Source organism: Microbacterium sp. NPDC089695, from assembly GCF_044749085.1.
In the GTDB taxonomy this organism is placed as follows: Bacteria; Actinomycetota; Actinomycetes; order Actinomycetales; family Microbacteriaceae; genus Microbacterium.
Map to the genome: position 1 here is coordinate 1,749,099 of NZ_JBIVHG010000001.1, position 21,398 is coordinate 1,770,496.

A 21,398-nucleotide genomic window follows, 5' to 3' on the forward strand; every position below is an offset into this window, starting at 1 on the left:
CGACCTGCCTAGACTGGGCGGATGCGAGCACTCACCGAGGCAGAGGTCCGTGCGTCCTTCGTCAACGCGGATGCCGACGAGCTGCGGGTCATGGAGATGCCGCACGACTTCGTGCTGATCGACTGGGACTACCTCGACTTCTTCGCCTGGAGGGACCCGAGCGCGGGGCGCCGGGGATACGTGCTCACGCAGCGCGACGACGGCATCAGCGGCATCGTGCTGCGCTCCACAGACCCCGGTCGCGCGCGCTCCGGCATGTGCAACATCTGCCACACCATGCAGCCGGGCAACCAGGTGTCCCTGTTCTCGGCACGCCGCGCGGGGGATGCCGGCGCGCGCGGCGACTCGGTCGGAACGTACATCTGCGCCGACCTCTCCTGCCATGAGAACGTGCGGCTCGCGCATCCGCTCGCGCCGAACGAGGTCCGTGCCGCCGGGCAGGTCGACCACCGCCTCGACGGCACGCGGCGACGCATGGAGGCGTTCGCCGCGCGCGTGTGGGCGACGGCCTGATCGCGATTAGCCTGGGGGCATACGTCCTGTGCTCGAAGGAGAAGCCATGAGCGATGTCATCCTGTTCACCGTCGACGAGGGGCTCGCGAGGCTCACACTCAACCGACCGGCGAGACTGAACGCCTTCAACGCGGAGCTCGCCCACGCGTGGCGTGATGCGACGATCGAGGCGACGAGCAGAGATGACGTCGGGGCCGTGCTGATCGACGCCGCAGGGCCGGCGTTCTGCGCAGGTGGAGACGTGATCGAGATGGCGACGACCGGCGGGTCCGAGAGCGACATCGCCGCGCTCGCCGAGGTCATCAACACCGGCATCCGCGCCCTCACGGAGTCGTCGCTGCCGGTGGTCGCGGCGGCGCACGGTACCACGGCCGGAGGAGGGCTCGGCATCCTCTTGAGCAGCGACTACGCCGTGGTCGGCGCCCGCTCGAAGCTCGGCAGCCTCTATGCGAACATCGGCCTCACGCCGGATCTGTCGGTCTCGGCGCAGCTCGCGCGAGCCGTGGGTCAGCGCCGTGCGCTGCAGCTCGTCCTGCAAGACCGCCTGCTCACGGCCGAGGAGGCCGTCGATTGGGGGCTGGCGGCCGAGGCCGTCGCGGGGGAGGATGCCGCGGCGGAGGCGTCGCTCGTGCGGGCGCGCGCCGAGGAGGTCGCGCGCTTCTGGCTCGCCGGTGCCGCCGCGGCGTACGGGCAGGCCAAGCGGCTCGTGCGCTCGCAGCCGGAGCGCACCTTCGCGGAGCAGCTGAGCGAGGAGGCGCGGTCGATCGGAGCGGCGATGGCCACGAAGGACGCGCAGGCGCGCATCGCGGCCTTCGCATCGTCGAGTCGTGGTGCCCGCTGACTCCAGCTGCACATCGTCCGTCGAGGGCGCGCTGTCCACGACGGATGACGGATCGCGGCCGGTCACGACGGTTCCGGTGACCTCCGTGCAAGGATGAACGCAATGCCGCTCAACGAGAGGAACGCGATGTCCCAGCCGGAGGTCGCCCAGCAGCCGCAGCAGCTGGCCGAGAAGAAGAACATGTCCCTCCTCATCCGAGGGGCGATCTGGATCGCGATCGGCGCTCTCATCGCTGCCGCTCTCGTCTGTGTCGTGTGGGTGCTGATCGGTGACCAGGACGGTCTGATCGGACGAGCGTTCCTCACGATCCTGCTGCTCGCCGCGTTCGCGGGCATCGCGATCCTCGAGGCGGGACTCGCACCCAACCGCCCCGACTGGCTGGCGCTATCGAGCATGGTGACGTGGATCGTCGCTCTCCTGGTCGGCGCGGTGAAGATCTGGCTGCCGGAGGACGACGGGTACTTCGCCGGGGCCGAGCGGTTCTTCCAGCTGCTGCTGGTGATCGGCATCCTGCAGCTCGCGCTCCTGCATGTGCGCCTGTTCACCCCGGCGGCCGAGCGCCACCGCACCTCGTTCACGCGGGTCATCTACGTCTTGACCCTGGTGTTCCTCGCCGGCCTCGTCGGGATGCTGGTGTTCTTCCTCACCTTCCCGCACACATTCGAGTACCGCGAACTGTACTGGCGGATCGTCGTGGCTCTGACGATCTTGGCCGCCGTGGGGACGACGCTGATCCCGCTGCTCAACGCCCTGTTCGCGCCCAAGAAGCCCGCCGTGCGCTCGCACGGCATCGCGCAGGCGCCCGCGTGGCCCACCTACGCCGATGGGGTCACCCCGCTTCCCGCGCTGCCCGACGGATCGCCCGACTGGAACGCGTACTACACGGGGCAGCCCTCGGCGCTTCCGCCCGCACAGCCGCAGTTCGCGGTGGCAGCGCCGCAGCCGTTCCCGGTGCCGGTCGCTCCGCAGGCGGCGGTCCCGACATCGCCTCCGCCGCCGGCCCCACCCGCGCCGGCTGCGCAGATGCCACCCGTGCCGCCGGCCCCCGACGGCCCTGCCGCCTACCCGCCGGCTCCGCCGCTGCCTCCGCAGTGAGCGGCGTCATCGAATTGCGCGACCTCGCCGGCGAGGTCGCGCGGGAGGCTGGCGAGCTCGCACGACGGCGTCGCGCAGAGGGAGTCCATCTCGCTGCCACGAAGTCATCGCTGGCCGACATCGTCACCGAGGCCGACCGCGAGGTCGAGGGCCTCATCCGCGACCGTCTGCGAGCCGCGCGTCCGGGCGACGGGTTCCTCGGCGAGGAGTCGGCTCCGGACGCCGGGGCGACGGGGATCACCTGGGTCGTCGACCCGATCGACGGCACGGTGAACTACGCATACGGCATCCCCTCATATGCGGTCAGCATCGCCGCCGTGCGCGGCAGCACGGCGCCGGCGGAGTGGGAGGCGCTCGCGGGAGCCGTGTACGCGCCCGCCACCGACGAACTGTTCCATGCGGCGAAGGGCGAGGGTGCGCATCTCGCGGGTATGCGACTGTCGGTCACGTCCGAGACGCCGGCGGGTGCACTCCTCGCGACCGGTTTCGGCTACGACCCGGCCACGCACGACGGCGACCTCGCGACGGTACGACGTGCGATGACCATCGCCCGCGATCTGCGGCGAGCGGGCTCCGCGGCGCTCGACCTGGCATTCGTCGCCGCAGGGCGGCTCGACGGGTACTTCGAGCGCGGACTCAAGCCGTGGGACCTCGCAGCGGGCGCACTGCTCGTCTCGGAGGCCGGCGGTCGGGTCACGATCCTCGACACCGAATCGACGAGACCCATGCTCATCGCGGGTGGCATCCGGGTTCACGACCGACTTCGGGCTATCGTGGGGGAAGAAACGTGAGCGATTCATGGCTTTCCCAGCCTCCAGGGGTTAGTGTTTATCCGATCGTTACTTTCATCGGCCCGAACGATGAAGTCCTCAACGCCCTGCGGCGTGACGTCTGACCCGAGAGAATTCGCTTTGCCCTTCGAGAACCCCCAGGCTGCCTCTGCGCCCACGCGCCGGTCCAGCCGACTCCGCACTGCGCCTGTAGAGGTGCCCGCGGTCGAGGCGACGGCAGCCGACTCCGAAGACACGACCCCCGTCTCCGCAGCCCCGCTGTCGCGCCGCGCCGCCCGCCAGCGACTCAACACCGCTGAGGTGTTCGTCGCCGCGACAGCGGTCGCCGCCGCCACCGCCGCGACGGATTCCGCGCCGGCTGCAGAGGGCGAATCGGCACCCGGGAGCCCGGCCACCGCCGAGGCCGCCGCGGTCACCGAGTCCGAGGCTCCTGCGGCCGCCGAACCCGAGGTCGAGACCGTCGCGGTCTCCGAGCCCGCTGAGCCCGCCGCGCTTCCCGAGCCCGAGACCATCTCCGAGCCCGCTCCCGAGGTGGCGGCGAACGCCGACGCCTTCGAGACGGCATCGCGGGCATTCCGCACCGTCGCGCCGCAGACCGCTCCGACGCAGACCAGCTCCACGGCGGACGAGGCTTCGGCCGCAGACGAGGAGTCGGCCGCAGACGAGGGTTCCGAGGCCGCAGATGCCGTGCCCGGCATCCATGTCGCTCGCCGTCGTCCGTCGGCACGCAAGTTCTTCGCGGCCGGTGCGACCGTCGGTGTGATGGGGCTCGCCGGTCTGCTCGCCGTCGGCATGACGCTTCCCGCCGAGGCCGTGGCCGCGGTGCAGGGTGCGACGCCGCTCGCTGCGACATCGCTCGTCGCCTCCGACGCGGTCGCAGCCGACGACGACGAGATCCAGGCCTTCGTGACGTCGTCCGACGTGCAGAACGAGTCGCTCGCGCGCTCCGACAGCTTCTCGACCATGTCCCTCGTCGAGGTGGCGTCGGAAGAGGGCATCAACTACTCCAACGAGGTCTTCACCAACGACCCCGACGCGGCGATCCAGTGGCCGTTCAAGGTCGGCGTGGGCATGAGCTCCGGATACGGCATGCGCTGGGGCCGTCTGCACGAGGGTATCGACTTCGTCCCGGGCGAGGGCGCTCCGATCCAGGCGATCGCCGATGGTGTCGTGCGCATCGCGACCGAGCAGGGCGCCGCCTACGGCGTGACCGTGTACATCGACCACGTGATCGACGGACAGGTCATCACGAGCCACTACTCGCACATGCAGTACGGCTCGCTTCAGGTCAAGGCCGGGCAGACGGTCAAGGTCGGCGACGTCGTCGGTCACACCGGCAACACGGGCCGCTCCTACGGCGCGCACCTGCACTTCGAACTCATCATCAACGGGTCGACCATCGATCCGCTCCCGTGGCTGCGGGAGAACGCCGGTCGGTACTCGTACTGACCCTCTCGATTTCATGAGGACGCCATCGTGATGGTATTCTCGTGTGGTTGCCCCGCGAGGGGCAGCACGCCCCGATAGCTCAGTGGCAGAGCACTTCCATGGTAAGGAAGGGGTCGTCAGTTCAATCCTGACTCGGGGCTCGCAACATCCGCAGAACACCGCGGAGGCAGTGCGGCAGGGTAGCTCAGTTGGTGAGAGCGCACGACTCATAATCGTGAGGTCGCGGGTTCAAGCCCCGCTCCTGCTACAGGACGAAGCCCCGGATGATCCGGGGCTTTTCTGCATCCGGGGGAGTGCGAGCGGCACGCGCACCGAACCTCGCCTTCTGAACAGGTGTGCGAAGCGGGCTCCTCGATTCGGGCCGGTTCGCCTCGTCGCCCCCGATCGGTCCGGTCGCGTTCACCCGGATGTCACCTCGCGGCGGTTCTGTCGCGTCGAGAGGGCGGATCCAGCCTTCTTCCGACGTCATCCCACGGGTGCGTCGGGACGCTCAGGAAGGAACGCAGACATGCCCTCGTCACCCGCCCCCGGGACGCACCGCCGCCGTCGCATCCCGCTGCTCGCCGCGGTGATCGCCGCCGGAGCGCTCATCGCATCGCCGCTGATGCTCGCGGCACCGGCATCCGCCGCCGAGGCCTCCCAGATCACGCTCGCGAGCACCGAGGTCGCCGCCGGCGATGCGCTCACGGTCGACTTCGCCACCGACCGCCCGACCGCGAAGAACTGGGTCGCCATCTACCCGACGTCGAAGCCGGAGCCGTGCGACGCCTGCGGCATGGCCTGGGCGTACGCGCCGGGCGCCTCCGGGTCGCTCACCCTCCCGACGAAGGACCGCGCGGGCAACGACCTTCCTGCGGGGAGCTATCGTGTCGAGTACCTCTACAACGACGGGTACACACGCGTGAGCGCACCGGCCACCTTCACGATCGCCGACGAGCCCTACGAGGGCCCGGAGGTCGACCCCACCAAGCCCATCAACCTCTCGGTCATGCAGCTCAACCTGTGGGGCAAGTCGACGGACGCCGTCATGCTCGACGAGATCGGCGCCGACCTGATCTTCGTGCAGGAGGCGCAGAACGGTGCCGTGGCGATCGCCCGCGACCTCGGTTTCGACGTGCACTCCACCGGCGGCAGCGCCGCGGTCATCTCGCGCTACCCGATCGTGGATGCCGGTGTCGTCACCGTGCCGGGCACGCAGGGCGGCTGGATGAAGGCCATCGTGCAGGTCGGCGACACGCAGATCGCCGCCTACGGCGGACACCTCGAGTACCGCTATTACGCGACGTACCTGCCCCGTGGCTATGCGGGTGACGTGCTCGCCCCCGGGTTCCCGACCGAGTGGCGGGGCTGGAACAAGCTCAGCGCCCCGGTGACCGATGTGGAGCGGATCCTCGCGGCCAACGACGCCTCGGGGCGCCCGGCCGCCGCCGCCGCATTGACCGCCGATATGGCCGCCGAGCGCGAGGCCGGACGCATCACGATGATGGGCGCCGACATGAACGAGCCGTCCGCCCTCGACTGGACCGACAGCACGGCCGACCTCTACGACCACAACGGCGTCGTGGCGCCATGGCAGACCACCGCCGTCCTCCGCGACGGCGGCCTCGTCGACGCCTACCGGGCGATGTACCCCGACCCGGTGACGCACCCCGGCTTCACGTGGCCCGCCGACACCCCCGGCGTCGACGTGTCGCAGCTCGCCTGGGCGCCTGAAGCCGACGAGCGCGATCGCATCGACTATCTCTTCTTCGCGCCGGACGAGCGGCTGACCCTCACGAGCACGCGCCTCGTCGGACCGGTCGGCGACATCGTGCGAGGCGCCCGCGCGCTCCCGGTGTCGGACGAGGAGATCTTCACCCCGCAGACGCGATGGACCAGCGATCACAAGGGGCTGCAGTCCCAGTTCGTCGTGTGCGGCGAGGCCTGCCAGGCTGCCGCCGAACCGGGTGAGCTCGTGGTCGGCACCCCGACCGTGACGGGTACGGCGAAGGTCGGCGCGACGGTCACCGCCGACCCGGGCGCGTGGACGGCCGGCACCGCGTTCGCGTTCCAGTGGATGCTCGACGGAGAGCCCGTGGAGGGCGCGACCTCGGCGGCGTTCGCGATCGCGCCGGACGCGACCGGTCGTCAGTTGTCGGTGCGGGTCATCGGCTCGCTCGACGGCTACGCCCCTGCTGAGGCGACGAGCGCGTCGGTGACGGTGACGGAGGAGGGCGAGGAGCCCGGTGCCGAGAAGCCGACCGTGACGCTCGGGACGCAGAAGGTGACGGCGGGTGGGACTCTCGAGATCAGCGGCAGCGGCTTCGACGCCGGAGCGGTGCTGCGTCTCGAATTGCACTCCACGCCCGTGTCGCTCGGGTCGGCGACGGCCTCGGCGTCCGGTGACTTCGCGAAGACCGTCACGATCCCCGCGTCGATCCCGGCCGGAGCCCATACCCTCGTCGTGATCTTCCCCGACGGCACGCAGCTGCGCACGCCGGTGACCGTGGCGGCCGCCCAGGGCGGTGCGACGGCCGACGAACTGGCGCAGACCGGCGGAGCGCTGTTCGGCGCCGCACTGTGGGCGGCGCTGGCGGCGCTTCTCGTCGGAGGGATGCTGGTGCTCCGCCGACGCGTGCAGCAGCGATAACCGCCTCCACCCGCGTGGCCGCCCCGATCGTCTCGGGGCGGCCACGCGCATGTCCGTGGTGCGTGCGACGATTCGTCTCTGATCGGATCTCGGACGGGAGGCGCCATGCGCGACGAGGCCTCCGTGCTGCATGCTGATCTCGATGCGTTCTACGCCTCGGTCGAGCAGCGCGATGCCCCCGGGCTGCGAGGTCGTCCGGTCATCGTCGGCGGCGGCGTCGTGCTGGCCGCGAGTTACGAGGCGAAGGCCCGGGGCGTGCGCACCGCGATGGGTGGGCGGCAGGCCCGCGCACTCTGCCCCGACGCCGTGGTCGTGTCGCCGCGCATGGATGTCTACGCGCGGGCGAGCACCGATGTGTTCGCGATCTTCCGCGACACCACGCCGTTGGTCGAGGGCATCTCGATCGATGAGGCATTCCTCGAGGTCGGCGGGCTCCGACGCATCGCCGGGACGCCGGAGCAGATCGCGGTGCGCCTGCGCGAGCGGGTGCGCACCGAGGTGGGCCTCGCGATCTCGGTGGGCGTCGCGCGCACGAAGTTCCTCGCCAAGGTCGCGAGCGCGGTGAGCAAGCCCGACGGGCTGCTCGTCGTCGAGCCCGATCAGGAGCAGGCGTTCCTGCTGCCGCTACCCGTCGAGCGGCTGTGGGGCGTCGGTGCGAAGACGGCCGAGAAGCTGCACGGCCTCGGCATCCGCAGGGTGGGCGAGCTGGCCGAGCTCGAAGCGGCGACAGCCGAGCGTCTGCTCGGGCGCGCGGCCGGGGCACACCTGCACGCCCTGGCGCGATTGCGCGATCCGCGCGCCGTCGACACCGCTCGCCGCCGCGGCTCGATCGGCTCGCAGCGTGCGCTGGGCACGAGACCGCGCACACCCGAGGAGCTCGACATCATGCTCACGCAGATCGTCGATGGGCTGTCGCGGCGACTGCGGGACCGCGATCGGGTCTGCCGCACCGTCGTGCTCCGGTTGCGCTTCGGCGACTTCGCGAAGGCGACGAGGTCGCGATCGTTGCGCACGCCGACCGGTCGCACGTCCGTGCTCCTCGCTCTCGCCCGAGGTCTGTTGGCCGGAGCGCTCGTCGAGATCGCGGATCGCGGGATCACCCTGATCGGCGTCTCACTCTCGCAGCTCAGCAGCGCCGCGGACGCGCCCGCCGAGCTCGCTTTCGACGATGAGGAGGGCGGCGAGCGGCTCGACACCGTGCTGGACGCCGTGCGGGAGCGGTTCGGCGCCGCGTCGGTGTCGCGGGGCACACAGCTCGGGCGCGATCCCGGGTGGTCGACGCCCGTGCTCCCGGAGCACGAGTGACGGCGTTGTGGGTCAGGGTCGCGGCGGACTCCACGGCTCGCCGGGGCCGACAGCGGTCGCGACCCGGCGCGCGAGGGCTCCGAGCTGACGCGCCTGCGCCGCGGTGAGGGTGTCGAACACGAGCTCGCGGACCAGCGCCTGATGGCCCGGGGTCGATGCGGCGACCTTCTCGTGCCCGGCGGACGTGAGCCTTCCCCGCGTGTACCGGCCGTCGTCGGGGTCGACCTCCCGCCGCACCCAGCCCTTGCCCTCGAGGCGCGTGATCGCGCGCGAGAGGCGCGAGAGGGTGCAGCTCGCGTAGGCGGCGATGACGCTGAGTCGCAGCGTCCGGTTCGGCGCGAGGTCGAGGGCCTGCAGAATGCCCTGCTCGAAGTGCGTGAGGCCGCTGTCGCGTTGGAGCTGTGCGTCGAGCGCAGCGGGGAGGCGCTCGAGCAGCGAGGCGACCGAGGCCCAGATCTCGAGCTCGTCGGGCGAGAGTCCGTCGGACGTGGAGCCGGGCATCCCTTCACCATACCTGACTTGCCTGAGCAAGTTAAATCAACTACCGTGACGTGCTCAGGCAAGTGAAATTCGACGTGTCAGGCGTCGATGACGGGAGTGGACATGGACCTCGGACTGCGCGGCAGGTCGGCATTCGTGAGCGGTTCGACCCAGGGGATCGGCTATGCGATCGCGTCGGCGCTCGCTGTCGAAGGGGTGCGCGTCACCCTCAACGGTCGGACAGCAGACCGCGTCGATGTGGCGGTCGCGGGGCTGCGGGCGGAACACCCCGGTGCGGAGGTCACGGGAATCGTCGCCGACTTCGCGCGAGCAGAAGAAGTCGAACGGGTGACCGCCGCGCTCGACGACGTCGACATCCTGGTGAACAACGTCGGGCTGTTCGGACTCGCGGCTTTCGACGAGATCGACGACGACGAGTGGATGCGCTACTTCGAGGTCAACGTCATGAGCGGGGTGCGTCTCTCGCGCCGCGCGCTTCCCGGGATGCTCGACCGCGGGTGGGGGCGCGTCGTGTTCATCGGCAGCGAGTCCGGGGTCAACGTGCCGCCTGACATGGTGCACTACGGCACGACCAAGGCGGCGATGATCGCGCTCGCCAACGGCCTCGCGAAGCTCACCAGGGGCACGGCCGTCACGGTGAACACGGTGCTGGGCGGCCCCACGTACTCCGAAGGCGCGGCCGCGGGAGTGGCTGCGGCGGCGGAGGCGCAGTCGATGTCCGTCGAGGCGATGCGCGATGCGATCATCGGCCAGAACACGACCACGCTGCTCGAGCGTTTCCTCGAACCCTCCGAGATCGCCCACCTCGTGACATACCTCGCGAGCCCGCGGGCATCCGCGACCACCGGCGCCGCGGTGCGCGCCGACGGGGGAGTGCTCACCGGCATCCTGTGATCCGAGCGTCCGCCGCGGGGATGTCAAGGGGATCGCCACCCTCGCGAGAGGGACCGACGATGGTGCTCCTGAAAATCGACGACGGGAGCGATCATGTCAGACCCTCAGCAGTCCCAGAACGGCGACCCCGGGATCGACGCCACGGGTGTCGACGCCGACTTCGTGACCAACGACCCGGACCCGGCCCCGGACGAGGCCACGCCGGGCCCAGAGCAGGTCAGCGGCGACGGGGACGGGGATGCCGACGATCCGGATTTCGATCTCTCCGACCTGCCGTAGGGTCCCTGCCGGTCACCCGCGCGTGCGGGCGACGAGCTGTGCGCGACTGCTGCACCCCGTCTTGCGGAGCAGGTTCGACACGTGGAACTTCGCCGTGTTCTCGCTGATCGACAGCGTGCGGGCGATGTCGCGATTGCGGTTGCCGCCGACGAGAAGCTGCAACACCTCGCGCTCGCGCTCCGTGATCTCGGTCGGGAGATCCCCGTCGAACTGCGCGGCAGGCGGATCCAGCGGCACCGTGATGGCTATCTCCGAGCCCCACCCGTCCGTCGAGGAGACCTCGATCTGCCCGTCCAGGGCGACGACCCGCTCGGTGATGGGCCTGAGCGCTTCGTCTCGAGCGCTCATTCGTCCCCGGCCGTCATCGCGGATCCGGATCAACAGGTTCAGGCCGTCGCAATCCCACTGGATGCGCACACGCTTCGCCTCACCGTGGTCCACGATGGCGAGCACAGCGCTGCGGACGATGGCACGCGCGGCGAATGCGATCTCTCCCGGCAGCGCTCTGCCGGTACGGGGAGGTTCGACGAACTGCACGTCGAGGTCGCCGTAGCGCATGAGCGGTCGCAGCGTGGCCTGGAGACGTTCGAAAGCGCGAGTGACGGGTTCCAGCAGCGAACGCTGGCGGTCGTCGGCCGCAGACCGCAGGCGGATCAGCGCGGAGGTCGCGATTTCGATCGCGGTGGTCCGCGAGGCGTGGTCGTCGAGTCGCGGGGAGCGGAGTGTCGCGAGGATCGACTCGAGCGTGACGGCGTGGTCGTCGAGGTGCTCGTCGATCGCGCGGGAATCACGGGGTGACATCGTCGCCTCCTCCTCGTCCGGGTAGGCCTACACGTTCAGGTAGGTAGAACTCCTCCATCGTAGGTGACGGCGGAGCAGCGGGCCAGGCGAGGGTGAGATCATGAACGCGGAATCCGAACTCGACGTCGTCCGTTCGATCGAACTCATCAAGGGCGAACTGGCCGACCTGCTGGAACGGATGGTGGGCTCGACCGACGATTCCGCGCGCTCGATGACCGTCGCCGCCGAGACACTCGTGCGGGCGCGGAGGGTCTTCGTCCACGGCGCCGGCCGCTCCGGGCTCGCGCTCCGGATGGTCGCGATGCGACTCATGCATCTCGGACTCATCGTGCACGTCGTGGGTGATTCGACGACTCCCGCGATCCGATCGGGAGATGTGCTGCTCACGGCATCCGGTTCCGGGACGACCGCAGGAGTCGTCCGTATCGCGCGGGCCGCTGTCACCGCGGGAGCCGATGTCGTGGCCGCCACCGCCGTCGCGGGCTCTTCGCTCACCGACCTCGCCGCCGTGACGATCGTGATCCCGGCGGCGCAGAAGCTCGATCGCTCGGATGCCGTCTCAGCCCAGTACGCCGGGAGCCTCTTCGAACAGGGCGTCGTCGCGATCGGAGACGCGTTGTTCGATGCGCTCCAGCGGCGGTCGCACGAGACGACCGCCGAGCTGTGGGCCAGGCACGCGAATCTCGAATGACGTCGTCAGGCCTACGCGAGGGCGACCGCCCACGCGTGTCACCGAAGGAGAAAAACCTATGAAACTGCAGTTCGCGATCGACACCCTGTCCACCGACGACGCGCTTCGGCTGGCCGCCGCGGCTGCGCCGCACGTCGACATCCTCGAACTCGGAACGCCCCTGATCAAGAGTGAGGGACGCGCCGCGATCACCGCGATCAAGCAGGCCCACCCGGAGAAGCTCGTGCTGGCGGATCTCAAGACCATGGATGCCGGAGAGCTCGAGGCCGACCTCGCTTTCGCCGCCGGCGCCGACTACGTCACGGTGCTGGGATGCGCGGGCGACAGCACGATCGTCGGCGCCGTCGCCTCGGCGAAGAAGCACGGGAAGGGCGTCGTCGTCGACCTCATCGGCGTTGCCGACAAGCCCGGTCGCGCGAAGGAGGTGGTGGCTCTCGGAGCCGACCTCGTCGAGATGCACGCCGGTCTCGACGAGCAGAGCGAGGAAGGGTTCACCTTCGCGACGCTTCTTCGAGACGGAGCAGAAGCGGGCGTGCCCTTCGCGGTGGCCGGCGGGGTCAACGCGGAATCGGCCCCGAGTGTTCGCGACGCCGGAGCGGTGATCGCGGTGGTCGGCAGCGCCATCTACAGCGCTGCCGATCCCGCACACGCTGCGGCGTCGATCCGGCAGACGGTCGCCTGACGTCCGACGATGTGACACCCCGGCCCGGCTCCCGGGTCGGGGTGTCGTCGACGGATGCCCCGACCGGAGCGGATCGCGTACGGTGGGGGCGTGCGACGAGGGAGATCGCACCCACGGTCCTACGGACGGGAGCGGCAGTGGACATGCACGTGACCGAGAGCGCGGCGTTGCCCGACGCTCTCGCATCCTGGTGGCTCTCGCGGTCTCGGGAAGTCGCCCGAACCTGGTTCGGCGGAGGCCAGATCGGCCTGTTCGCGGCGATCGATCGCGAGCTCGTGCTCTTGGACGCTCTCGTGGCGGAGTGCGACAGAGACGCGGACCCGCAGCGGGATGCCGCCGCTCTGGAGTCGATCGCATTGCTCTGGCCGCACTGGGCGGCCGGGGGTCGGATCCTGCCCGTGCTGGCCAGGATGCGCGCGCTCAGCGCCCGGGTGGGAACGTCCGCCGCGATCGGCGACGCCGCAAGACTCGCCCAGCAGCAGGCCGGATGGGCGTATGCCTGGCTCGCTCTCTGCACGGATGACGTGGTGGCCGCGGACTGGGGCATCGAGCTGCTTCGCGCGTCGATGTCGGTGGATCCCTCGGCGAGCGAGGCCGCGAAGCTGGCGCAGATCACCGGTATCCGCGCGCTCCATGCCGGCGACGCCGACCTCGCCCGTGAGCGGTTGCACGCGGCGCTCGAGCATCACCAGGGAGGAGAGGATGCCGACGTCTTCGTCGACCTCTCGTTCCTCGCGGCGGCCGACTCCGTGGCCGGAGATCAGGAGGCGGCGTTCGACCATTGCGAGCGGGCGATCGCGCTGTGCGACGAACGCGGTGAACGCTGGATCCGCACGTACGTCGTCTGGGCGTTCGCGCTGAGCGCCTGGCGAGACGGCAACCGGCATCGCGCGTTCGTTCTCGCCCTCGACGGTGCGGAGGCGGCAGCAGACGTCGGCGACGAGTACGCCTGTGCCCTGTGCGTCGAGGTCGCCGGTTGGTACGAGTGCGTCGAGGGCGACATGCGTCGCGGTGCACGTCTGCTCGGAGCAGCGGATGCGCTACGCGCCACGAGCACGATGCCGCTGCACTTCTGGGGTACAGGCGCACAGCATGCGGATGCGATCGAACACGCGTCCCGCCGGCTCGGCCGCGGGCTCCTCGAGAAGGAGCTCGAGACCGGTCATGCTCTCGGGATCATCGAGGCGTCGAGGTCGCTGTTCGTTCCGGTCGTCGAGCAGATAGACTCCTCCGGCATCCATCCGCCGCCGACGCCGCGGCAGCGCGAGATCGCCAGCCTGATCGCCGAGGGTCGCAGCAACAAGGAGATCGCCCGACTGCTCCTGATCACGGTGCGCACGGTCGAGTCGCACATCGAGCACCTGTTCGAGAGGCTCGATGTGTCGTCTCGTGCTCAGGTCGCCGCCTGGAGCGTGCGCGAGGCTATGCGTCGATCGTGAGGCCGGCGCCGATCGCACGCGAGACGCACGGGAAGAAGCAGTCGTTGGCCTCTCGCTCAGCGGCGTCGAGCACCGAGTCGCGATGGTCGACGACGCCGTCCAGAACAGAGAGCTCGCAGGATCCGCAGATGCCCTCGCGGCATGAACTCGGCACGAACACGCCGGCTTCGCCCAGGCAGTCCAGCGCGGATTTGTCAGGCGGCACCGACACGGTGCGACCGCTGCGCGCGAGGTGCAGATCGAACGGCTGATCGTCCTCGGGCGATCTGTCGAGGGCGACCGGGACGAACCTCTCGGTCACGAGCGTGCGTCCCCGCTCGAGCGCCGCGGCCTCGACGGCCTCGATGAGCTCGGTCGGCCCGCAGCAGTACACCGTCGACCGGGGGAGTTCGTCGAGGACGGCCGCGATATCGGGGCGCCCCCGGGTCGCGCTCGACCAGATCGTCACGCGGTCGTCGTCGGGGAGACGGTCGGAGAGCGGCTGCGGAGCCGGCGCGCGCGTGGTGTAGAGCAGTCGCCAATCCGCCCCGCGGGCGATGGCGCGCTCGAGGATCGGGAGGACGGCGGTGATCCCGATGCCTCCCGCGATGAACGTGAAGCTCTCCGCATCCCGATACGGGAATGTGTTGCGGGGCGCGCCTATCTCCAACGTCGCGCCCGCATGAGCGAAATCGTGGACCCAGCGCGAGCCGCCGCGCCCTTCGGCGTCCTTGCGCACGGCGATCGACCAGCGGCCGTCGTCGGCCGGGCCGCACAGTGAGTACTGGCGTACGCCGTGGGGCGTGGGCAGATCGATGTGGTCCCCGGCCTCCCATGCGGGAAGCGTGTGGCCGGGAGTCGCCTCGAATCTGATGCGGACGACATCGTCGCTCAGCGGTGATCTGTCGACGACCTGAACCGGGATAGTCACGGTCATTGTGCACCTCTCAGGGGATCGGGTCTCGCCCTCAGCCTCGTGGCGTCGGCCGCCGCCCTCCATCCGTGATTCCCCCGATGGTCTCCGTGTGGGTGCGGTGTCACCCTGGACCCGTTGGGACGAAAGGACGAAGACATGGCCCACACGAGACTCGACCCCGCATCGATCACCCTCGCGGATCTGGAGCGCGACCCGTACGAGGTGTACGCGTCGTTGCGGCCGCAGCAGCCGATCGTCTGGATGCCGGCGCTCGACGCCTGGCTGGTGACGCGGTGGGACGACTGCGTCGCGATCGGCGGCCAGCACGACGATCTCGTCCCCGGCCACGACGTCGACGACGAGTTCTTCGGGGCGCCCAATGTGCTGCGTATCGAGGGCGATGAGCATCGCGGGCTCCGCGCCGGGATCGATGCGCGACTGCGCCCTCGCGTCGTCAAGTCGTACGTCGAGGATGCGGCGCGTCCCGTCGCGATCGACTACATCGAGCAGGTGCGTGCGAAGGGGCGCGCTGACCTCACGACCGAGGTGTTCGAGCGCATCAGCGTGCGCGTGGTGGGCGACCAGCTCGGTCTGCGCGACGTCGACGACGCCACACTCGTCCGCTGGTTCCACACCCTCAGCGAAGGACACACGAACGCCGAGGGAGACACGGAGCGCGCATCGGCCGCCGCGTCATCGCTCGCGGAGATCGACTCGTTCCTCCGCGATCGCGTCGAGCGGATGCGCCGCGAGCCGGACGGCAGCATCATCGCGCACATGCTGCACGGGGGGATCGCGCCGGGAGGCGAGCCTCGTCGGTACGAGGATGTCATCGGATCGATCCGGGTCATCATCCTGGGCGGATTCCAGGAGCCGGGGAACGCCGTGGCGAACACGTTCCTCGGACTCTTCTCACGACCAGAGCAGTTGAGCGAGCTGGCGGCCGACCCGGAACGACTGGCGAACACGGCGTTGCAGGAGGGACTGCGATGGATCGCACCGATCGGCACCGTCACCCGCACGGCGCGCAACGACATCGAGCGTGGCGGCGTGGTCATCCCCGCCGGCGCCCGGATCCAGTTGGCGGTCGGATCCGCGAACCGCGACGAATCGCGCTACGAGGAGGCGGAGCGGTTCGACCTCGATCGGATGCTGCAGCCGAACGCGACATTCGGGTACGGCGAGCATTACTGCGCAGGGCACTTCCTCGCCCGCGACATCGGGCGCATCGTGATCGAGGAGACCGTGCGCCGGCTGCCTGGTCTGCGGCCCGACCCGACCGAGCCCGCGGTGGTCTCGGGTTTCTCGTTCCGCGGCGCGAAGCACCTCCCCGCCGTGTGGGACGCGTGACCCGGACGTGGCCGCATCGCACTCGCGATTGACCGCCAGCGACCCTCGTGGAGCGCATCGCCGCTTGGATAACGTCGCAGACAACACGGAGCCCGACATGGACGCCGAATCGAAGGAGATCACCATGGCACATTCACAGACGCGAGACCTCGCACGCTACCGCGAGCTCGCCCAGGCGTCGTCGCTGCAGATGCGCAACCCGCAGGCTCGAGCCATCTTCGACCGCATGCTCTCCGCCGACGTGCGCGTCGACTGGATGCGCGATGAGCAGGCGGGCATGTTCATGGCTCCCTTCGTGTCGCCGGCGGTCGCCGCGGCGGCCGACATCGTGTGCGTCGGGATCCCGATGGAGAAGTCGGTGCCGTTGCGCTTCGGCACGGCGAAGGCTCCCGGGATCGTGCGCGAGTGGTCCCAGTGGTGTGGCCCGGTGCACGAGCCCTTCGGCACGGTCCCCTTCGATCAGTGCTCGATCGTCGACATGGGCGACCTCGACCTCCGCGGCGACTCGATCGACGACCAGGCCGCGGAGATCCAGGCGGCGTTCACGCCCTTCGCGGATGCCGGAGCGAACACGTTCGCGGTCGGCGGCGAGCACACCATGACCCTGCCGATCCTGCGTTCGCTCGCAGCGCGGGGCCCGCTCGGACTCGTGATCTTCGACGCGCACTCCGACACCGGCGGCGGTCTCGACCCCGACAACCGCGACCCGCTCGCCGTGTACGACGCATCCTGGTTGCGCCTCGCCGTCGTCGAGGGTCTCATCGATCCGGAGCGATGCATCCAGATCGGTTTGCGCGGACGCACGAACCACTTCTGGGACTTCGGGCACGAGACCGGCATGCGCATGATCTCGGCCGACGACTTCGCCGAACTCGGAGTCAGGGAGACCATCGCGCAGGCGCTCGAGGTCGTCGGCGACGGTCCGTGCTATCTGACGCTGGACTCCGACGTGATCGACCCGATCGACCTCCCGGGCGTCGGCCTGCCCGAACCCTTCGGGGTGCGCGCTCGCGACGTCCGCGACATCATCCGTGGTCTGCGCGGACTCGACGTGGTCGGGGCGGACCTCACAGAGCTCGCCCCGCTCCTCGATCCCACTGAGCAGTCGGGCAATATCGCAGCGCACCTGTGCTTCGAGATGCTCGCCGTCCTCGCGGATGCGCGTGCGCGCCGCGAAGGCATGATTCGCCAGACCGACTGGTCTCCCGAGTCGGCCTGACAACACTGACGGACCCGAATCCGTCGGTCGATGCTGCTCGACGCTGAGCGGCACGCATCAGAAAGGTGTCATCGTGAGTACATCCACCCCCCTCAGAGCCAACAGCCTCGGTGTCGTGGGGATCGCGTTCTTCGTCATGGCCTCAGCCGCGCCGATCGCCGCGTTCGTCGGCGCCGTCCCGGTGATCTTCGCCTACATGGGGCCCGCGGTGCCGCTCGTCTACCTGATCGTCGGAGGGGTCGTCGCGGTGTTCGCGATCGGCTACCTGAAGATGAACCAGTACGTGACGAGCGCCGGTGGCTTCGTCGCCTACATCGCCAAGGGGCTCGGTCCCCAAGCGGCATCCGCGTCGTCCGGCATCGTGGTCGTGACGTATGTGGCGCTCCAAGTGGGCCTGTGGGCGTCGTTCGGCGCGTTCGCGCAGCAGCTCATGACCCGGATCGGCATCGACGCACCCGTGTGGGTGTGGGTGCTGGGCACGGCCGTGGCGACGACCGCGTTGAGCATGCGAGGCGTCGACGTGAACCTCCGCGCTCTCGGTGCCCTCATCGCGTGCGAGCTGATCGTCGTCGTGATCTTCGTGGTCTCCGTGCTCATCAGCACCCGCAACCAGGATCTGTCGCTCGTGAGCTTCGACCCGGCGCAGCTCGTCAACCCCGGACTCGGCGTCGCGACCCTGTTCGTCATCACGTGCTTCACGACCTTCGAGGCGACGACCGTGTACTCCGAGGAGGCGCGGAATCCCCGCCGTACGATCCCGATCGCGCTCTACATCGTGATCGCCTTCATCGCCGTCTTCTTCGCGGTCGGAACGTGGGCGGTCAGTTATGCGGTCGGCCCCGACCGCATCCAGGAGATCTCGCTCGCGAACGTGACGACCGTGATCTTCGACGTCGCGAACCAGGCGGCGGGGCCCTGGCTCGCGATCACGATGGAGATCCTCGTCGTGACGAGCTTCATCGCGATGATCATCGGCATCCAGAACATGTTCGCCCGCTACTGCTTCTCTTTGGGGCGCGCAGGAGTGCTGCCGCGATCGCTGGCACGCGTGTCGAGCACCACCCGTTCGCCGGCGTTCGCTGCGCTGGCCAACGCGATCGTGGTCACCGTCGTCGTGCTTCCGCTCCTCTGGGCCGGGCTGGACCCGATCCTCGACATCTATTCGTGGTTCATGGCGCTGGCCACGATCGGATGGACCACGATGCTCCTGATCGCGTCGATCGCCATCGTGGCGTTCTTCCTCGTGCGCAAGGGCGAGAGCGGTCTGATCTCGACGAGGATCGCCCCCATCGTGTCCGTGATCGCGGCCGGCGCCATCGTCGTCCTCGGGATCAGCAACTACGGGGTCCTGTCCGGCGGCGGGGCGGTGGCCGCGTGGCTACTGCTCCTGCTCCCGCTCGGATTCGCGGCCGGATGGATGCGCGCGAGAGCGCGCCGCGGGCTGATCGATTTCGATGTGAAGTTCACCGAGAGCCAGATGGCCGAATTGAAGGGATGACAATGTCCGACACTTCCACCACCGCCACGGCGGATGCCCCCGCTGCCGCAGTGTCCGACGCGCAGGACTGGCAACGGCGCGACGGATACGACGGACCGGAGTCCTTTCCTCGGGAGGTGATGGGGTACGTGCACGAGGAGTCCGACGCACTCGCGGGCCGCGAGCTCGTGGTGACGACGGCGGACGGTCGGCGCATCACCGTGCAGTTCGGCGACCGGGGGACGCTCACGGTCGCGGATGCGGACGACCGTCCCAGTGGCCCCCTTCCGTACCGGGCATACGAGAGCCCGACGGATGTCTTCTTCGTGTCCTACGAATACCCGGATGACGGACGGCGCAAGTCCGTCCTCGTCGTCGATCTCGCTCACGGGACCGCGGTCATCGTGCACAGCGTGGTGCCTTCCGACACCGCCGACGGTCATCAGGTCGCACTGAGTCACATCAGTGGGACGGTCGACGTCGCTGGAGCGGACATCACGGTGGCGACTCCCGGACCGGTCGAAGGCCTGCCTGGGTTTCGCTTCGTCCTCGACTACGACGGTCAGTACGTCTACGAGATCGACATCATCTCCGAGACGCTGATGAGCTGGCGCGGGATCGTCGGCAACGTGGGTCTCCAGGACACGGAGGAGTACACCACGACCGAACTCGCCCCGGGGCTCTTCGTCCTGAGCTGGAGCGAGCACGTCGAGACGCTCGCCCTCACGATGCTCGTCGATCTGAATGCGCGGCGGAGCCACAGCACTATGGTCGGCTACGTTCCCACCGAGGACCTCGTGCTCGCCGTGGCGCTCGGCGCGGAGGTGATCGATTCGAGCCGGATCGGCGTGGCCGTGCGGAGCGTCGACGCCGCGGAGTCGGGGCCGGCCGCAGAGGCCCACCGCGACGTCATCGCCCGCTCTCACCTGCAGGTCTGGAACGAGGGGCGGTTCGACCTCATCCCCGAGATCTATCACGAGGATTTCGCCGCGCACTTCGTGACCGGCATCGAGGTGCGCGGACGAGAGGCGTTCCAGGCGTTCATCGAAGACCATCGTGTGACGTTCCCGGACTGGACAGAGCGCATCGACGACATCTTCGTGACCGGAGACCGCGCCGCCGTGCGGTACACGTCGACGGGCACCCACGTGGGGGAGTTCATGGGAGTCGCCGGTACCGACCGACCAATCGTCGTGAACGAGACGTCCCTGTACCGGATGGCGGAGGGCAAGATCGTCGAGCAGTGGGGTTTCCCGGATGCTCTGCATCTGATCCAGCAGATATCCGAGTGACGCACGCATCGGCGGGGCGAGGAGTCATCCTCGCCCCGCCGATCAGCGTGTGCGCTCCTCATCGGTGCCGCGCGACACCTCTCCCACCGTCGCCCGGTACTCGGTCGGCGTCATGCCGAGCCACGACTTGAACGCCTTGCGGAAACTCGAGGTGTCCCAGAACCCCAATCCGCGGGCGATGTCGTCGACGGTCGCCGACGAGTACCGCAGCATGTCGGTCGCCGCGTGCGTGAGGACGTCGACGCGGATCTCCGAGAAGCTCAGCTGCTCGGCCGACAGGCGCCGCCGCAGGGTGCGCGTGCTCACGGACATCTCGCTGGCGATGCTCTCCATGGTCTGCTCCCGGAACGAGGACTCCAGCATGGTCTGACGCACCCGCCATCCGAAGCTCGCGTGCCCTTCGAGGCTGGCGAGGAGCAGCGCGCACCCCTCCTCGGCAGCGGCGCGCAGTAGGTGCAGGGACTCGTCCCCGATCTCGATGTCGAGCACGTCGCTCGAGAACGTCAGGGAACAGATCGTGTCGGTGACGGGGGTGGCCCCGATGCGGTCGCGCCAGACGTCGGAGTCTCCGAGGCTCTCGAGGTCGAGTCGCAGTTCCTTCGCGGTCGCCGGCCGATCGAGGAACGAGTCGACGATGGCGTGCACCCCGCCGAAGGTCTCCTCGACCACGAGTCGGCGTGCGTGACGGTCGGTGTAGACGTCGTTGATCACGAGGCGGGCGTCGCCGCCGTCGAGGACCAAGCTCACATCGACCAGGGCGCCGAGCGTCTTGAAGTACTTCACGAAGAGCACGAGTGCGTCGCGGACGGTCTCGCAGCACCGCATGGCATGGCCGAGGATGCTGAAATGATCGAGGCGCATGCTCGCTGCGTGGTCGAGTCCCAGCCCCTGCCGATCGATCGCCGCGGCGACGTTCTCGTAGATGCGGCGTTGCTGGCGACCCGACATCACGGAGCCGAATCCGCACAGGTCGTTGGCGCTCACGCCTGAGCCTTCGAGGCACGCGCTCGTGGGGACGCCGTTCTGCAGTGCCCGCTCCACCAGGAGGCGCGCGAAGACGGACGGATACAGCGCTGAGAGGCTGTAGCCGGGTCTTTGTTCCAGCGGGCGGATGACCTGCATCACTCTGCTCCCCGGGTGGGATCGAACGGGTCTCGTCCGAATATATCGGCCCGCCGTGGCCCCGCGAGCCTGCTCGGCGGGGTGAAAGGTGCTGCTGTGCGCGATACCGGTATTCCGCTCGTGGCGCGGATTC

At 69.2% G+C, this 21,398-nt stretch carries 20 protein-coding genes and 2 tRNA genes; 18 read left to right on the forward strand and 4 right to left on the reverse strand.

The features are described 5' to 3' along the window. The first annotated feature begins 21 nt into the window (after positions 1 to 21). From ACIPYT_RS08500 to dinB, 9 genes are all read left to right on the forward strand, one after another. Positions 22 to 513 (forward strand): FBP domain-containing protein, encoded by a 492-nt coding sequence (locus tag ACIPYT_RS08500; protein ID WP_401072553.1) that lies wholly within the window; start codon positions 22 to 24, stop codon positions 511 to 513. Positions 514 to 559: 46 nt separating this feature from the next. Further along, positions 560 to 1,354, forward strand: a complete 795-nt coding sequence (locus tag ACIPYT_RS08505; protein WP_401072555.1) for an enoyl-CoA hydratase/isomerase family protein — start codon at positions 560 to 562, stop codon at positions 1,352 to 1,354. A 126-nt stretch (positions 1,355 to 1,480) separates the two neighbouring features. Continuing rightward, positions 1,481 to 2,449 carry a hypothetical protein gene (locus tag ACIPYT_RS08510; protein ID WP_401072557.1) on the forward strand — a complete coding sequence of 323 codons (969 nt, stop codon included), beginning with the start codon at positions 1,481 to 1,483 and terminating at the stop codon, positions 2,447 to 2,449. Next, positions 2,446 to 3,240 (forward strand): inositol monophosphatase family protein, encoded by a 795-nt coding sequence (locus tag ACIPYT_RS08515; protein WP_401072559.1) that lies wholly within the window; start codon positions 2,446 to 2,448, stop codon positions 3,238 to 3,240. Before ACIPYT_RS08510 ends, ACIPYT_RS08515 begins: the two co-directional genes overlap by 4 nt. A 195-nt stretch (positions 3,241 to 3,435) precedes the next feature. Continuing rightward, positions 3,436 to 4,689 (forward strand): peptidoglycan DD-metalloendopeptidase family protein, encoded by a 1,254-nt coding sequence (locus ACIPYT_RS08520; protein WP_401072561.1) that lies wholly within the window; start codon positions 3,436 to 3,438, stop codon positions 4,687 to 4,689. Between the two features lie 68 nt (positions 4,690 to 4,757). Next, a tRNA-Thr gene (locus tag ACIPYT_RS08525) sits at positions 4,758 to 4,829 on the forward strand. A 33-nt stretch (positions 4,830 to 4,862) separates the two neighbouring features. Continuing rightward, positions 4,863 to 4,936, forward strand: a tRNA-Met gene (locus tag ACIPYT_RS08530). A 261-nt stretch (positions 4,937 to 5,197) separates the two neighbouring features. Continuing rightward, positions 5,198 to 7,318, forward strand: coding sequence for an endonuclease/exonuclease/phosphatase family protein (locus ACIPYT_RS08535; protein WP_401072563.1), 2,121 nt, complete (start codon positions 5,198 to 5,200; stop codon positions 7,316 to 7,318). 105 nt (positions 7,319 to 7,423) lie between these two features. Next, positions 7,424 to 8,623 carry a DNA polymerase IV gene (gene dinB, locus ACIPYT_RS08540; protein ID WP_401072565.1) on the forward strand — a complete coding sequence of 400 codons (1,200 nt, stop codon included), beginning with the start codon at positions 7,424 to 7,426 and terminating at the stop codon, positions 8,621 to 8,623. 12 nt (positions 8,624 to 8,635) lie between these two features. Here dinB and ACIPYT_RS08545 read toward each other — a convergent pair whose 3' ends face one another. Continuing rightward, positions 8,636 to 9,124 (reverse strand): MarR family winged helix-turn-helix transcriptional regulator, encoded by a 489-nt coding sequence (locus tag ACIPYT_RS08545; RefSeq protein WP_401072567.1) that lies wholly within the window; start codon positions 9,122 to 9,124, stop codon positions 8,636 to 8,638. 102 nt (positions 9,125 to 9,226) lie between these two features. Between ACIPYT_RS08545 and ACIPYT_RS08550 the strand changes: the two genes are divergently transcribed. Both ACIPYT_RS08550 and ACIPYT_RS08555 read left to right on the forward strand, forming a co-directional pair. Beyond that, positions 9,227 to 10,018 (forward strand): SDR family NAD(P)-dependent oxidoreductase, encoded by a 792-nt coding sequence (locus ACIPYT_RS08550; protein ID WP_401072569.1) that lies wholly within the window; start codon positions 9,227 to 9,229, stop codon positions 10,016 to 10,018. A 93-nt stretch (positions 10,019 to 10,111) separates the two neighbouring features. Then, the gene (locus ACIPYT_RS08555) at positions 10,112 to 10,297 is read left to right on the forward strand and encodes a hypothetical protein (RefSeq protein WP_401072571.1); all 186 of its coding nucleotides are present in this window, start codon (positions 10,112 to 10,114) and stop codon (positions 10,295 to 10,297) included. Between the two features lie 12 nt (positions 10,298 to 10,309). Here the strand turns inward: ACIPYT_RS08555 and ACIPYT_RS08560 are convergent, their stop codons facing one another. Further along, positions 10,310 to 11,098: a LuxR C-terminal-related transcriptional regulator gene (locus ACIPYT_RS08560; RefSeq protein ID WP_401072573.1), complete on the reverse strand. Its 789-nt coding sequence runs from the start codon at positions 11,096 to 11,098 to the stop codon at positions 10,310 to 10,312. 100 nt (positions 11,099 to 11,198) lie between these two features. On the opposite strand from ACIPYT_RS08560, the gene hxlB reads away from it, so the two are divergent. From hxlB to ACIPYT_RS08575, 3 genes are all read left to right on the forward strand, one after another. After that, positions 11,199 to 11,789 (forward strand): 6-phospho-3-hexuloisomerase, encoded by a 591-nt coding sequence (gene hxlB / locus ACIPYT_RS08565; protein WP_401072575.1) that lies wholly within the window; start codon positions 11,199 to 11,201, stop codon positions 11,787 to 11,789. Between the two features lie 58 nt (positions 11,790 to 11,847). Then, positions 11,848 to 12,471 carry a 3-hexulose-6-phosphate synthase gene (hxlA, locus tag ACIPYT_RS08570; RefSeq protein WP_401072577.1) on the forward strand — a complete coding sequence of 208 codons (624 nt, stop codon included), beginning with the start codon at positions 11,848 to 11,850 and terminating at the stop codon, positions 12,469 to 12,471. A gap of 149 nt (positions 12,472 to 12,620) precedes the next feature. Then, positions 12,621 to 13,910: a response regulator transcription factor gene (locus ACIPYT_RS08575; RefSeq protein ID WP_401072579.1), complete on the forward strand. Its 1,290-nt coding sequence runs from the start codon at positions 12,621 to 12,623 to the stop codon at positions 13,908 to 13,910. Here the strand turns inward: ACIPYT_RS08575 and ACIPYT_RS08580 are convergent. Further along, positions 13,894 to 14,826, reverse strand: a complete 933-nt coding sequence (locus ACIPYT_RS08580) for a PDR/VanB family oxidoreductase (protein WP_401072581.1) — start codon at positions 14,824 to 14,826, stop codon at positions 13,894 to 13,896. The two genes, ACIPYT_RS08575 and ACIPYT_RS08580, sit on opposite strands and share 17 nt — an antisense overlap. A 135-nt stretch (positions 14,827 to 14,961) precedes the next feature. Between ACIPYT_RS08580 and ACIPYT_RS08585 the strand changes: the two genes are divergently transcribed. The 4 genes from ACIPYT_RS08585 to ACIPYT_RS08600 all read left to right on the forward strand — a co-directional run bounded on the left by ACIPYT_RS08585 (position 14,962) and on the right by ACIPYT_RS08600 (position 20,143). After that, complete coding sequence (locus tag ACIPYT_RS08585) at positions 14,962 to 16,155, forward strand: cytochrome P450 (protein WP_401072583.1); 1,194 nt, start codon at positions 14,962 to 14,964, stop codon at positions 16,153 to 16,155. Positions 16,156 to 16,279: 124 nt separating this feature from the next. Next, positions 16,280 to 17,374 carry an arginase family protein gene (locus tag ACIPYT_RS08590; RefSeq protein WP_401072585.1) on the forward strand — a complete coding sequence of 365 codons (1,095 nt, stop codon included), beginning with the start codon at positions 16,280 to 16,282 and terminating at the stop codon, positions 17,372 to 17,374. A gap of 73 nt (positions 17,375 to 17,447) precedes the next feature. After that, positions 17,448 to 18,872, forward strand: a complete 1,425-nt coding sequence (locus tag ACIPYT_RS08595) for an APC family permease (protein ID WP_401072587.1) — start codon at positions 17,448 to 17,450, stop codon at positions 18,870 to 18,872. Between the two features lie 2 nt (positions 18,873 to 18,874). Continuing rightward, entirely contained in the window at positions 18,875 to 20,143 is a 1,269-nt protein-coding gene (locus ACIPYT_RS08600) for an ester cyclase (protein ID WP_401072589.1), read from the forward strand. A 42-nt stretch (positions 20,144 to 20,185) separates the two neighbouring features. Here ACIPYT_RS08600 and ACIPYT_RS08605 read toward each other — a convergent pair whose 3' ends face one another. Beyond that, complete coding sequence (locus ACIPYT_RS08605; protein ID WP_401072591.1) at positions 20,186 to 21,265, reverse strand: AraC family transcriptional regulator ligand-binding domain-containing protein; 1,080 nt, start codon at positions 21,263 to 21,265, stop codon at positions 20,186 to 20,188. Between the last annotated feature and the right edge of the window lie 133 nt (positions 21,266 to 21,398).